Source organism: Blastococcus sp. TF02A-35 (genome assembly GCF_004571075.1).
In the GTDB taxonomy this organism is placed as follows: domain Bacteria; phylum Actinomycetota; class Actinomycetes; order Mycobacteriales; family Geodermatophilaceae; genus Blastococcus.
In genome coordinates, this window is the sequence record NZ_SPQP01000014.1 from 69,756 (window position 1) to 83,378 (window position 13,623).

Annotated in this window: 10 protein-coding genes; 9 read left to right on the forward strand and 1 reads right to left on the reverse strand. The window is 72.9% G+C overall.

The genetic code is table 11. The features are described 5' to 3' along the window. Nucleotides 1–37: 37 nt before the first annotated feature. Both E4P43_RS09155 and ngg read left to right on the forward strand, forming a co-directional pair. Nucleotides 38–1,822: an N-acetylglutaminylglutamine amidotransferase gene (locus E4P43_RS09155; RefSeq protein ID WP_135145157.1), complete on the forward strand. Its 1,785-nt coding sequence runs from the start codon at nt 38–40 to the stop codon at nt 1,820–1,822. Nucleotides 1,823–1,832: 10 nt separating this feature from the next. Next, complete coding sequence (gene ngg / locus E4P43_RS09160) at nt 1,833–3,593, forward strand: N-acetylglutaminylglutamine synthetase (RefSeq protein WP_245159034.1); 1,761 nt, start codon at nt 1,833–1,835, stop codon at nt 3,591–3,593. Nucleotides 3,594–3,618: 25 nt separating this feature from the next. Here ngg and E4P43_RS09165 read toward each other — a convergent pair whose 3' ends face one another. Beyond that, entirely contained in the window at nt 3,619–4,716 is a 1,098-nt protein-coding gene (locus E4P43_RS09165) for a CaiB/BaiF CoA-transferase family protein (RefSeq protein ID WP_135145140.1), read from the reverse strand. A gap of 88 nt (nt 4,717–4,804) precedes the next feature. On the opposite strand from E4P43_RS09165, the gene crcB reads away from it, so the two are divergent. The 7 genes from crcB to E4P43_RS09200 all read left to right on the forward strand — a co-directional run bounded on the left by crcB (nt 4,805) and on the right by E4P43_RS09200 (nt 13,486). Then, nucleotides 4,805–5,188: a fluoride efflux transporter CrcB gene (gene crcB, locus E4P43_RS09170; protein ID WP_135145141.1), complete on the forward strand. Its 384-nt coding sequence runs from the start codon at nt 4,805–4,807 to the stop codon at nt 5,186–5,188. Next, nucleotides 5,185–5,544, forward strand: a complete 360-nt coding sequence (locus E4P43_RS09175) for a CrcB family protein (protein ID WP_135145142.1) — start codon at nt 5,185–5,187, stop codon at nt 5,542–5,544. Before crcB ends, E4P43_RS09175 begins: the two co-directional genes overlap by 4 nt. A 50-nt stretch (nt 5,545–5,594) precedes the next feature. Next, nucleotides 5,595–7,010 (forward strand): trehalose-6-phosphate synthase, encoded by a 1,416-nt coding sequence (locus tag E4P43_RS09180; protein WP_135145143.1) that lies wholly within the window; start codon nt 5,595–5,597, stop codon nt 7,008–7,010. Next, nucleotides 7,007–7,759, forward strand: a complete 753-nt coding sequence (otsB, locus tag E4P43_RS09185; RefSeq protein ID WP_135145144.1) for a trehalose-phosphatase — start codon at nt 7,007–7,009, stop codon at nt 7,757–7,759. Before E4P43_RS09180 ends, otsB begins: the two co-directional genes overlap by 4 nt. 323 nt (nt 7,760–8,082) lie before the next feature. Next, the gene (locus E4P43_RS09190; protein ID WP_135145145.1) at nt 8,083–9,690 is read left to right on the forward strand and encodes a methyl-accepting chemotaxis protein; all 1,608 of its coding nucleotides are present in this window, start codon (nt 8,083–8,085) and stop codon (nt 9,688–9,690) included. 286 nt (nt 9,691–9,976) lie between these two features. Further along, a complete protein-coding gene (locus E4P43_RS09195) occupies nt 9,977–11,584 on the forward strand; it encodes a methyl-accepting chemotaxis protein (protein ID WP_135145146.1) in 1,608 nt (535 codons plus the stop codon). Between the two features lie 267 nt (nt 11,585–11,851). Beyond that, complete coding sequence (locus tag E4P43_RS09200; RefSeq protein WP_135145147.1) at nt 11,852–13,486, forward strand: methyl-accepting chemotaxis protein; 1,635 nt, start codon at nt 11,852–11,854, stop codon at nt 13,484–13,486. Nucleotides 13,487–13,623 lie beyond the last annotated feature (137 nt).

A 13,623-nucleotide genomic window follows, 5' to 3' on the forward strand; every position in this document is an offset into this window, starting at 1 on the left:
GCGCGTGGACGGCCTCTCGCGGGTTAGATCAAGTCGTATGTGCGGCCTCTGCGGCGAGATCACGTTCGACGGAAGTCTGGCCGACACCACGGCGGTCGACCGTATGGTGCAGGCCCTGGTGCCCCGCGGCCCGGACGGGCAGGGGTCGTGGAGCAACGGGAGGATCGCCTTCGGGCACCGCCGGCTCTCGGTCATTGACCTCTCCACCTGCGGCTCGCAGCCGATGGTGGACAACGACCTGGGCCTGACCGCGGTCTTCAACGGCTGCATCTACGACTACCAGGAGCTGCGCGCCGAGCTGGAGGGCCACGGCTACCGGTTCTTCTCGCACAGCGACACCGAGGTGATCCTCAAGGGCTACCACCACTGGGGCACCGACGTCGTCTCGCACCTGCACGGCATGTTCGCGTTCGTCATCACCGAGCGGGACACCGGCCGCGTGGTCATGGCCCGTGACCGGCTGGGCATCAAGCCGCTCTACCTCGCCGAGACGCCGGGCAAGAAGCTGCGGTTCGCCTCGACCCTCCCGGCGCTGCTCAAGGCCGGCGGGATCGACACCTCGATCGACCCGGTCGCCCTGCACCACTACCTGAGCTGGCACGCCGTCGTCCCGGCGCCGCGCACGATCCTCAACGGCGTCCGCAAGCTGCCGCCGGCCACGGTGCGCGTGATCGAGGCCGACGGCACCAGCCGCGAGCACCGCTACTGGAACGCCACCTACGAGCGCCGCGCCGAGCACGCGAGCTGGTCGGCCCGCGACTGGGAGGACGCGATCGAGGAGGCGCTGCGGGTCGCCGTCCGCCGCCGCCTGGTCTCCGACATCCCGGTGGGCGTGCTGCTCTCCGGCGGCCTGGACTCCAGCCTCATCGTCGGGCTGCTGGCGCAGGAGGGGCAGACCGGTCTGGCCACCTACTCCATCGGCTTCGAGTCCGTCGGCGGCCGCGAGGGCGACGAGTTCGCCTACTCCGACGTCATCGCCGAGCGGTTCGCCACGAACCACCACCGCATCCGGGTGAGCTCCGACGAGCTGGTCGGCGCCCTCGGCCACGCGGTCGGTGCCATGGCCGAGCCGATGGTCAGCCACGACGCCGTCGCCTTCGACCTGCTCAGCGAGCGGGTCAGCGAGACGATCAAGGTGGTGCAGTCCGGCCAGGGCGCCGACGAGGTCTTCGCCGGCTACCACTGGTACCCGCCGCTGGCCGGCGTCGGCCGCGAGCAGGCCGTGCAGACCTATGCCAAGGCCTTCTTCGACCGCGACCACGCCCAGATGGCCCGGGTCGTCTCCGACCGCTACGCGCTGGCCGAGGACCCGAGCCTGGCCTTCGTCCGCGCCCACATGGAGGCCGCCGGCGCGGAGAGCGCCGTCGACGCCGCGCTCCGCCTGGACAGCGAGATCATGCTGGTCGACGACCCGGTCAAGCGCGTGGACAACATGTCCATGGCGTGGGGCCTGGAGGCCCGGGTGCCGTTCCTGGACCACGACCTGGTGGAGCTGGCCGCCCTCTGCCCGCCGGAGCTCAAGCTCGCCGACGGCGGCAAGGGCGTGCTCAAGGCCATCGGCCGGCGGATCATCCCGCCGGAGGTCATCGACCGGCCCAAGGGCTACTTCCCCGTGCCGGCCATCACCCACCTCGAGGGCAAGGTGCTGGGACTGGTCAAGGACGCGCTCTCCAGCGACGCCGCGCGCGACCGGGGCATGTTCCGGCCCGAGTACGTGCGGGAGCTCCTCGACGACCCCAACGGGGAGCTCACCCCGTTGCGCGGCAACAAGCTCTGGCAGCTCGGCCTCCTCGAGCTCTGGCTCCAGACGCACGCGGTCTGAGGAGATGTCCATGGCCCCCCGGCTCGCGGGTCACCGGCGTCGCACGCCGGTGGCGAGCACCCCGGCATTGACCGACCGGTCGTGGCGGGAGCCGTCCGAGCACCAGCTCCAGGGGATGGCGCACGACGTCGTCCTGGACATGGGCTGGGGCCGGCTGGTCTTCGGTCAGACGTTCTCCGACCTGCGCGGCATCGTCGACGCCCTGCGCGCCGAGGAGAGCGGCGAGCGGGACATCTGCATCTACCCGCGGGACCCGCACGTGCTGGTCGGTCTCGCGCCCGACGAGCTGTTCATCGACCCGAGCTACACCTACCGCCTCGACCTCCACCGCTACCGGGCCCGCCACGAGCTGATCCGGGGCGTCTTCGTGCGCACCGCCACCTCGCGCGCGGAGATGGAGGCGATCAACGACATCTACGCCCTGAACGGCATGGTCGTGGGCGACCCCGACGTCATGTGGGACAACCACCGCACCCGGTGCTTCACCTACCTCGTCGCCGAGGACACCCGGACCGGCCGGATCGTCGGCACGGTGACCGGCGTCGACCACACCCTCGCCTTCGACGACCCGGAGGGCGGCACCAGCCTGTGGTGCCTCGCGGTGCACAACCAGGACGCCCCGCCCGGGACCGGCGAGGCGCTGGTCCGCGTGCTCGCCGAGCGCTACGTCGGCCGGGGCCGGGCCTACCTCGACCTCTCGGTCATGCACGACAACGCCGGCGCGATCAAGCTCTACCGCAAGCTCGGCTTCAGCCGGGTCTCGGCCGTCTGCGTGAAGCGCAAGAACCCGATCAACACGCCGCTGTTCGCCGCCCGGCCGCCGGGTCTGGAGAACCTGAACCCCTACGCGCTGATCATCGCCGAGGAGGCGCTGCGCCGCGGCATCCGCGTCGAGGTCACCGACGCCGAGTGGGGCGAGATGCGGCTGTCGGTCGGGGGGCGCACGGTGGTCACCCGGGAGTCGCTGTCGGAGTTCACCACCGCGGTGGCGATGAGCCGCTGCGACGACAAGCGGGTCACCCGCCGGATCATGGAGCGCGCCGGCGTCCGGGTGCCCCGCGGCGCCCGCGCGTGCGAGGGCGACCTGGCCGAGGCCTCCGCGCTGCTCCGCGAGGTGCAGGCGGTCGTCGTCAAGCCCGCCCGCGGCGAGCAGGGCAAGGGCATCACTGTCGGCGTCAAGGGCGACGCCGCCCTCGAGCGGGCCGTCCGCTACGCCGCCCAGTTCTGCCCCGACGTCCTGGTCGAGGAGCTGGTCCCCGGCGACGACCTGCGGGTGGTCGTCATCGACCGCCAGGTGGTCGCCGCGGCGGTCCGGCGGCCGGCGGAGGTCGTCGGCGACGGCCGCAGCACGGTCACCGAGCTGGTCCGCTCCACGAGCCGGCGGCGGGAACGGGCCACCGGCGGGGAGTCCCGCATCCCCCTGGACGATGCCACCGCCGAGGTCGTCGCCGAGGCCGGGTTCGCGATGGACGACGTCCCCCGCAACGGCGAGCGCATCCAGGTCCGGCGGACGGCGAACCTGCACACCGGCGGCACGATCGAGGACTGCACCGCGCAGCTCCACCCGAACGTCGCCGCCGCCGCGGTGCGCGCCGCCGAGGCGCTGGACATCCCGGTGACCGGTATCGACTTCCTGGTGCCCGACGTCGCCGGACCCGACTACGTCTTCATCGAGGCCAACGAGCGGCCCGGCCTGGCCAACCACGAGCCGCAGCCGACCGCCGAGCGGTTCGTCGACCTGCTCTTCCCGGAGACCCGCAAGCGCCGGTAGGGGCCGAAATGGCCATTTCGGCCCGTCAGAGGCCGAGCTCGGCGCGGATCTCCTCGGTGTGCTGGCCGGCCCGGGGCACGGAGCCGACCTTTCCCGGCGTCGCGGAGAAGCGGGGCGCGACGTCGGGCTGCACGACGCCGTCGACCTCGACGAAGACCCCGCGCTCGGCGTTGTGCCGGTCCGTCGTCGCCTCGAGCAGCGACCACACCGGCGCCACGCAGGCGTCGGTCCCCTCGAACACCTGCCACCACTCCGCCCGGGTGCGGGAGGCGAACAGCTCGGTGAACCGCTCGCGCAGCGCCGGCCACTGCCGCGGGTCGGACCGGTCGGGCAGCGACTCGTCGCCGGCGACGCCCAGCCCCTCCAGCAGCGCGGCGTAGAACTGCTCCTCCAGCGCCCCGACGGCGAGGAACTGGCCGTCGGCGCACCGGTAGACGTCGTAGAACGGCGCCCCGGTGTCGAGCAGGTTGCGGCCGCGGCGGTCGGTCCAGACACCGGCGTCGAGCATCCCGTGGATCATCGTGGTGAGGACGGCGGTGCCGTCGACGATCGCCGCGTCGACCACCTGCCCCTCCCCCGTCGACCGGGCGCGGAGCAGCGCGGCGAGGGCGCCGAGGGCCAGGAACGCTCCGCCGCCGCCGAAGTCGCCCAGCAGGTTCAACGGTGGCGCCGGCCGCTCCTCGGGCCGCCCGGAAGCGCCGAGCGCCCCGGTCAGCGCGATGTAGCCGATGTCGTGACCCGCGGAGTGCGCGAGGGGGCCGGTCTGGCCCCAGCCGGTCATCCGGCCGTAGACCAGGGCCGGGTTCTCCCCCATCAGCTCCTCGGGCCCGAGGCCGAGCCGCTCCATGACGCCGGGCCGGAAGCCCTCGAGCAGGACGTCGGAACGGCGCACGAGGGCGCGCACGATCTCGAGGTCGCCGGCGTCCTTGAGGTCCAGGGCGATCGAGCGCTTCCCCCGGTCCAGCAGCGACGTCGCCCCGAGCGAGCCGAGCAGCCCGCCGCGGGCCCCCTTCCGGTCGATGCGCACGACGTCGGCCCCGAGATCGGCGAGCAGCATGCCGCAGAAGGGCCCCGGCCCCAGCCCCGCGAACTCGACGACCCGCACGCCTTCCAGCGGTCCCACGGCGTCCTCCTCGGCTCCGGGCCACCGGCGTGCGACCCTCCGAGGGGCATGCTGCCGCACGGTCCGGACGGGAGGAGAGGCAGGTCACATGGCCTATCTCCTGGCCGCGCTCGGTGGCGCGCTCGGCGCGCTGGCCCGGTGGGGGCTGGCCGAGCTGCTCCCCACCTCCCCTCCCGGCTGGCCCTGGGCGACCCTCCTGGTCAACCTGACCGGCTGCCTCCTCCTGGGCCTGCTCGCCGCCGTCCTGGCCGCCCGCGCGCCGGACTCCCCCTGGGCCCGCCCGTTCCTCGGCGTCGGCGTGCTCGGCGGCTTCACGACCTACTCGACGTTCGCCGTGGAGACGGTGCAGCTGGCCGAGGCCGGAGCGGCCGGCACGGCGGTCGCCTACGTCGCGGTGTCGGTCCTCGGTGGCGTCGCGGCGGCTGCGGCCGGCACGCTCACGGCGCGGCGCCTGGCCGGGGGCCCGCGGTGACGCCGTGGCTGGTCGTGGCCGGCGCGCTGGCGGGCGCGCCGCTGCGGCTGCTCGCCGAGCGGGTCGCCGTGGCCCGCCGGGGTGCCGGCAGCGTGCTGGGCACCCTGGCGGTCAACGTCGCCGGCAGCGCGGTGCTCGGGGCCCTGCTCGGCTGGGCTGCGGCACCGGCCTGGCTGGTGGCCCTGCTCGGGACCGGCTTCTGCGGGACGCTCACCACCTTCTCCACCTTCGGTGCCGACCTGGTCCGGCTCGGCGAGCAGCGCCGGTGGCGTGCGGTGCTCGGCTACGTCGCCGCCACGCTGGCCCTCGGGCTGGGGGCCGCCGCCGGTGGCTTCGCGCTCGGCAGCGTGCTCTGACCCGCTCAGCAGGGCGTCCGGCGGCCGCTGTGGATAGGGTTAGGGGCGGTATGGCCGAGAACAACGAGGTTGAGGTCAAGGCGGACAGCCCCGTCGTCGTGGTCGCCAATCGACTTCCCGTCGACCAGGTGACCGATCCCGACGGGTCCACGCGCTGGCAGCGCAGCCCGGGCGGGCTGGTGACCGCGCTGGAGCCGTTCGTCGCGGGTCGCGGCGGCGCGTGGGTGGGCTGGTCCGGGTCTGCGGGCGAGGCCCCGGAGCCCTTCGAGTCCGGCGGGATGCAGCTGATCCCGGTGGAGCTCTCGGAGGAGGAGGTCGACCGCTACTACGAGGGCATGTCGAACGCCTCGCTGTGGCCGCTCTACCACGACGTCGTGGAGAAGCCGGAGTACCACCGCACCTGGTGGGACGCCTACGTGCAGGTCAACAAGCGCTTCGCCGACCGGGCGGCCGCGGTGGCCGCGGAGAACGCGATCGTCTGGGTGCACGACTACCAGTTGCAGCTGGTCCCGGCGATGCTCCGCCAGCGGCGCCCGGACCTGACCATCGGCTTCTTCCTGCACATCCCGTTCCCGCCCTACGAGCTGTTCACCCAGCTCCCGTGGCGCTCGGCGATCGTCGAGGGGCTGCTCGGGGCGGACCTCGTGGGCTTCCAGCTGCCGTCGGCGGCGGCGAACTTCGTCCAGCTCGCCCGGCGGCTGCACGACCTGAGCTGCCGCCGGGACCAGGTCGAGTACGACGGCCGGACGGTCACGGCGAAGGCCTTCCCGATCTCCATCGACGTGGCGGCGTTCGACGAGCTGGCCTCCTCCCCCGAGGTCCTCGCCCGGGCCAAGCAGATCCGCGAGGAGCTGGGCAACCCGAGCAAGATCGTCCTCGGGGTCGACCGGCTGGACTACACCAAGGGCATCAGCGTCCGGCTCAACGCCTTCCAGGAGCTGCTGGAGGACGGCAGCATCGAGGCGCCCGACACCGTGCTGGTCCAGGTGGCGACGCCGAGCCGCGAGCGGGTCGAGCACTACGTGCACATGCGCGAGACGATCGAGCAGCAGGTCGGGCACATCAACGGCGTCTTCGGCTCGATCGCCGGGCCGGCGGTCCACTACTTCAACCAGTCCATGCCCCGCGAGGAGCTGGCGGCGCTGTACCGGGCCGCCGACGTCATGCTCGTGACCCCCTACCGCGACGGCATGAACCTGGTGGCCAAGGAGTACGTCGCGGCCCGCGGGGACCTCGGCGGCGCGCTGGTGCTCTCGGAGTTCGCCGGTGCCGCGGCACAGCTCAAGCAGGCGTTCCTGGTCAACCCGCACGACATCGCCGGGGTGAAGAACCAGCTGGTGCGCGCGCTGCGGGCCGAGCCGGCCGAGCTGAGGAAGCGGATGCGGGCGATGCGCCGGCACCTCGCCAGGAACGACCTCGACCACTGGGCCAGCTCCTTCTTCGACGCGCTGCGCAGGCAGGCGTGAGCTCCTCCCCTGCTCTCGACCCGGCCCTGGAGGCCGCCCTGGTCGCGGTCGCCGCACGCCGGCCGCTCCTCGTCGCCAGCGACTACGACGGCGTGCTCGCTCGCCTGCGCGGCGACCCCTCGGCCGCTGTGCCCGAGCCGGGCGTCGCCGACGCCCTGGCGCGGCTCGCGGGCGTCGACGGCGTCACCGTCGCCCTGGTGAGCGGCCGCGGCGTCGCCGACCTGCAGCGCACCAGCCTGCTGTCCGGGCCCTACCGCTGGGTGGGCAGTCACGGGGCCGAGTACGACGGGCGGCTGCCGGACGAGCTGGCCGGCCGCAGGGACGAGCTCGCCGCCCTCCTGGGGCCCGAGGTGGCCGCGGTCCCGGGGGCCCGGCTGGAGGTCAAGCCCGCGAGCGTCGCCGTGCACGTCCGCGAGGTCGCCGACCGCGTGGCGGCCGCCGAGCTGCTGGAGCGCTCCCGCGCGTCGGCTGATCCGTCACTGACGATGAAGCCCGGCAAGGAGGTCCTCGAGATCGCGATGACGGACGCGGACAAGGGCTCCGCCCTGCGCCGGCTGGTCGACGAGATCGGGGCCGCCGCTGCCGTCTACCTGGGGGACGACGTCACCGACGAGGACGGCTTCCTCGCCCTCGGGCCGGATGACGTGACGGTGAAGGTGGGCGACGGGGCCACGGCGGCCCGCCACCGGGTCGACGACACCCAGGGCGCGCTCGCCGTGCTCGAGCGGCTCGGGGAGCTGCTGGGCTGAGCCGCGGCGCGTCGGTGCGGTGACCGACGCGACCAACAGGACCTGCCTCGTTCCGGTTCTGGCCCGGACGCTGCCGTCCGGCGCGCGCCGAGCAGGAAATGCGCGACCGACCTGCGACTTCTCCGTTTCCCGGGCCGGCGCGACGGCGCCGGGGTGGCCCGTCCGGATGTCGACAAATGGGCGGGGAAAAAGAGCCGACCCCATTGCCGGGTCACAATGTTCCTGCGATGCGCCGATTGTCTGTTTAACGCTGGCTGGAGTCACCACAATCAGCGCTGCCACCAACGGGTGGCGCAGGCCATTCATCGTCAGGACGGTTTCCCGTGAGCACCCGTACCCTTTCTCCCGCTGCCACGCGGCGTGCGGGCTGGTTCGCCGACCGCCCCCTGGCGGTGAAGTTCGGCATCCTCGTCGGCGTCGTCGTGCTCGCCTTCGGCGGGCTCGTGGGCGCCGTCCTCGCCGGCACCTCGTCGGTGCGCGAGGCGAACACCGAGCTCGCCGAGCTCAACACGGCCCAGGAGCTGGTGCTGCAGCTCGACACCCGTGCCAGCGAGCTCAAGGTCGACGGCTTCAAGGCCCTGACCCGCCCCGACCCCGCCGAGCAGCTCACCGAGCTGGCCGACGACATCGCCACCCCCGAGGCACTGCTCGCGGAGCTGGTCACGATCGAGCTGGAGGGGCAGGCCGCGGAGACCGTCGACGCGCTGGCCGCCAGCTACGGCGAGTACACCGACGCCATCACCGTCTTCGTGAACGCCGCGGTCGCCGACCAGGCCGCCGCCCGCGTCCGCTTCGAGGAGATCCAGGCCGCGAACGACCTGACCGACGGTGCGGTGGGCGCGGCCAAGGACGCCCTGGCCGCCGAGAGCGACGCCGCGCAGCAGCGGCTCGACGAGGCCATCAGCAGCGCCGAGACGCAGAGCATCACCGTGGCCGTGGTCGCCGTGCTGGCGGTCGTGGCGCTCAGCGTGCTGACCATGCGCTCGATCACCCGGCCGGTCCAGCGGGTCAAGGCCGCGCTCGACGCCCTGGCCAAGGGCGACCTGACCGTCGCCACCGGGGTGACCTCCCGTGACGAGGTGGGCCAGATGGCGGCCTCGCTGGACGTCGCCCAGGCCAGCCTGCGCACGGTCATGAGCACCGTCGTCGCCTCGGCGGACGCGGTGGCCGCCTCGTCCGAGGAGCTGTCGGCGTCGTCCGCGCAGATCTCGGCGTCGGCGCAGGAGACCTCGGCGCAGTCCGGCGTGGTGGCCGGCGCTGCGGAGGAGGTGTCCCGCAGCGTGCAGACGGTCGCCGCGGGCGCGGAGGAGATGGGCGCGAGCATCCGGGAGATCGCGACGAACGCCGCGGAGGCCAGCCAGGTCGCCGCCCGCGCCGTCGACGCAGCCGCCACCACGACAGCCACGGTGGCCAAGCTGGGCGACTCGTCGGCGGAGATCGGCAACGTCGTCAAGGTGATCACGAGCATCGCCGAGCAGACGAACCTGCTGGCCCTGAACGCGACCATCGAGGCCGCACGGGCCGGCGAGGCCGGCAAGGGCTTCGCGGTCGTGGCGAACGAGGTGAAGGAGCTGGCCCAGGAGACGGCGAAGGCGACCGAGGACATCGCCAAGCGGGTGCTGGCGATCCAGGGCGACACGACGGCGGCGGTGGCCGCGATCGAGGAGATCAGCTCGATCGTCGCGCAGATCTCCGACCGCCAGACGACGATCGCCAGCGCGGTGGAGGAGCAGACGGCGACGACGAGCGAGATGTCCCGCTCCGTGCAGGAGGCCGCCGGCGGCACCACCCAGATCGCCGACAACATCACCGGGGTCTCCGGTGCCGCGGAGGCCACGACGCAGGCGCTGGGCCAGACCCGGGTCGCCGTCGACGAGCTCTCCCGGATGGCAGCGGACCTGCGCACCACCGTCGGGCAGTTCACCTACTGAGCGAGGCTCGTCGGGGGGTGCTCCCCCAGCCAGAGCGCACGGCCACCAGGCCGTGCGCTCTCGGCATTTCCGGGCCGAGGGCCCCGGTCCGGAATTGCGTGGTGCCGCCTTGTCGACACCGCAGATCCGCTGGTCGGACTATTTGGTGGCGCGCAATTCGAATGGCCGCGTGGCGCGCACGGACCGCTGCCGCGACCCCTACATTTCTCCCTGCCGGAAGACCCGATGACGTGCCCCCGGCCCACCGATCGTCTTCCACCACCCATGCAGTCACCTGGAGCCATTCATGACCGTTCCCAGTGCGCCCACCCGGCGCGGAAGCTGGTTCGCCGACCGACCCGTCGGCGTCAAGCTGGGGACGGCGATGGTCCTCCTCGGCGCCGTCGGCCTCGGGGCCGGTGGGGTGGCCGTCGACCGCATCCAGTCGCTGGCCGACGCGCAGCAGGCCCTGTACGACGAGAACATCGCGCCGATGGTGCAGCTGAACGAGGCGCAGCGGCACTTCCAGGGCGTCCGCGCCCGCGTGCTCCAGTACGCGGCCGCCGACGTGGCGACCCGGGCGGAGCTGCGCGGCGAGATCGACGAGCGGTACGCGAAGCTGCAGGGGGTCCTCGAGGACTACGCCCCGGCAGCCCAGGACGAGGCCGCCATCGCCGGCCTGGAGAAGAACGTCGCCGGCTTCGTCGGCGCCGCCACCACGACCCTCTTCCCGCTGGCCGACGCCGGTGACGTCGCCGGCTTCGGCGCGATCTACCAGGCGGAGGTCCGCGGGATCGGCGACGACGCCCTCGACGCGCTGGTCGCCGAGGGCGAGGCGCAGTCCGCGGCCGCCACGGACCACGTGGTCAAGGACAGCGACGACGCCGAGGCCGCGATCTGGTTCGTGCTCGTGCTGCTGGCCGTGGGCATCCTGGCCTCCGGCGCGGTCGCGGTCCTCATCGTCCGCCGGCTGGTGCGCACCGTGCGGTCGGTCCAGAGGTCGGTCGAGGCGCTCGCCGAGGGCGACCTGACCGTCGCGCCGGTGGTGAGCAGCCAGGACGAGCTCGGCCGCATGGCCACCTCCCTCGGCCGGGCCCAGGACGCGCTGCGGGTCGTGATGGCCGACGTCGCCGCCTCCGCCGCCGCGGTCGCGGCCTCCTCGGAGGAGCTGTCCGCCTCGTCCGCGCAGATCGCCGCCTCGGCGGAGGAGACCGCGGCCCAGTCCGGCGTCGTGTCCTCCGCTGCCGACGAGGTCTCCCGCAGCGTGCAGACCGTGGCCGCCGGCGCGGAGGAGATGGGCCTGTCGATCCGGGAGATCTCGCAGAACGCCGCGGAGGCCAGCGAGGTCGCCAACCGTGCCGTGGACGCCGCCGCCACCACGACGGCGACGGTCGCGAAGCTGGGGGAGTCCTCGGCGGAGATCGGCAACGTGGTGAAGGTGATCACGAGCATCGCCGAGCAGACCAACCTGCTGGCGCTGAACGCGACCATCGAGGCGGCGCGGGCTGGTGAGGCGGGCAAGGGCTTCGCGGTCGTGGCCAACGAGGTCAAGGAGCTGGCGCAGGAGACGGCGAAGGCGACCGAGGACATCGCCCGCCGCGTCCTGGCGATCCAGGGCGACACGACGGCCGCGGTGGCCGCGATCGACGAGATCAGCACGATCGTGGCGCAGATCTCCGACCGCCAGACCACCATCGCCAGCGCCGTGGAGGAGCAGACCGCCACCACCAGCGAGATGTCCCGGTCGGTGCAGGAGGCCGCCGGCGGCACCACGCAGATCGCTGAGAACATCACCGGGGTCTCCGGCGCCGCTGACGCCACGACCCAGGCGCTGGGCCAGACCCGGGTCGCCGTCGACGAGCTGTCCCGGATGGCTGCCGACCTGCGCACCACGGTCGGGCGCTTCACCTACTGACGCCGACCGGTCGAGGGCGTACGGAGTGCTTTCCGTGCGCCCTCGACCATTTCCCCGATGGGTCACCCGTGGCGAATGGGGCTGTATGTCGACAACGGGGAGGAGGTCACCGAGGAATCTGTGAGGAGTCTGGCAACACGCTGGAAATCTGTCCGATCGGGATTCGGTTCCCGTTCATCCTTTTCGCCGTACGACGCACTCCCGCGGCGCCAGGTATTCCGGAGCCGCACACCTGGACGCCCCTTCCCTTCGCACTGGAGCACCGCCATGACCGCATCCGCTCGGCCCGCGACCCCGGCCGGCCGCACCTCCCTCGCCTGGTTCTCGGACCTCTCGGTGAAGACGAAGGTGCTCAGCGCCGTGGGCGTCACCGCTGCGGTCGCCGCCGGGATCGGCGTGCTCGGCGTCTCCGCCCTGAGCACCGCGGCCGACGAGGCCGACGCCCTCTACGACCAGAACCTGCTGGGCGCCGTCGCCACCGCCGACGTCGACGGGTTCCTCGCCGACATGCGGGTGATGACCCGCGAGGCGCTCCTGGCCGACGGCGAGGCCGCCACCCTGGAGAAGTTCGCGCTCGTCGACGGGTACCGGGAGGACTTCGCGGGCGCGCTGGACCGGTACTCCGTGGGCGGGCTGGACGCCGAGCAGCAGGAGCTCGTCGACGCGGTCCGCGCGGACATGGACGCCTACATCCAGATGCAGGAGACGGTGCTCGGCCCGCTGGCGATCGCCCGCGACGTCCGCGGCTGGGTGGCCGCCAACGACGCGCAGGTCTCCCCGATCGTGAAGTCGATGACCGCGAACATCGAGGAGCTGCGCGAAGGCGAGATGGCCCGCGCGCGGGAGGCCAACGCGACGATCCGCGACAACTACGAGTCGCAGCGGACCATCACGATCGCCACGATCGTCATCGGCGTGCTCCTCGCCATGGGTCTCGGGTTCGTGGTCGCCAACGCCATCGCCCGCGGGGCGCGGCGCGTCCAGGAGGTCACGGCGGCGCTGGCCGAGGGCGACCTCACCAGGACCGCCGGGCTGACCTCCAAGGACGAGATGGGACGGATGGCCGCATCCCTCGACGAGGCCGTCGTCAACCTGCGTGCGGTCATGGGCGCGGTCGCCGCCTCGGCGGACGCGGTGGCGGCCAGCTCGGAGGAGCTGTCGGCCTCGTCGGCGCAGATCTCGGCGTCGGCGGAGGAGACCTCGGCGCAGTCCGGCGTGGTGTCCGGTGCCGCGGAGGAGGTGTCCCGCAGCGTGCAGACCGTCGCCGCGGGTGCCGAGCAGATGGGTGCCAGCATCCGGGAGATCGCCACGAACGCCGCGGAGGCCAGCGAGGTCGCCCACCGCGCGGTGACCGCCGCGGAGACGACGACCGCCACGGTGGCGAAGCTGGGTGAGTCGAGCGCCGAGATCGGCAACGTCGTCAAGGTCATCACCTCGATCGCCGAGCAGACGAACCTGCTGGCGCTGAACGCCACCATCGAGGCCGCGCGGGCCGGTGAGGCGGGCAAGGGCTTCGCGGTCGTGGCCAACGAGGTGAAGGAGCTGGCGCAGGAGACGGCGAAGGCGACCGAGGACATCGCCAAGCGCGTGCAGGCGATCCAGGGCGACACCACGGCCGCCGTGGCCGCGATCGGCGAGATCTCCTCGATCGTCGCGCAGATCTCCGACCGCCAGACGACCATCGCCAGCGCGGTGGAGGAGCAGACCGCCACGACCAACGAGATGTCCCGGTCGGTCCAGGAGGCCGCCGGCGGCACGACCCAGATCGCCGAGAACATCTCCGGGGTGTCCAGCGCGGCCGACTCCACCACGCAGGCCCTGACGCAGACCCGCACCGCCGTCGACGAGCTGTCCCGGATGGCTGCCGACCTGCGCACCACGGTGGGGCGCTTCAGCTACTGACGCGAGGAGTACCGGCGCTCGGCGTTCCCGGGTGCGGCGGTGCGGGTGTGACGCCATGTCGACAGCGGTGCAGGTGGTCATCCACCGGTTTTCCGGGGGGCCGCGACACACCGGCATTCCGAGACTTCGCCGTGGTG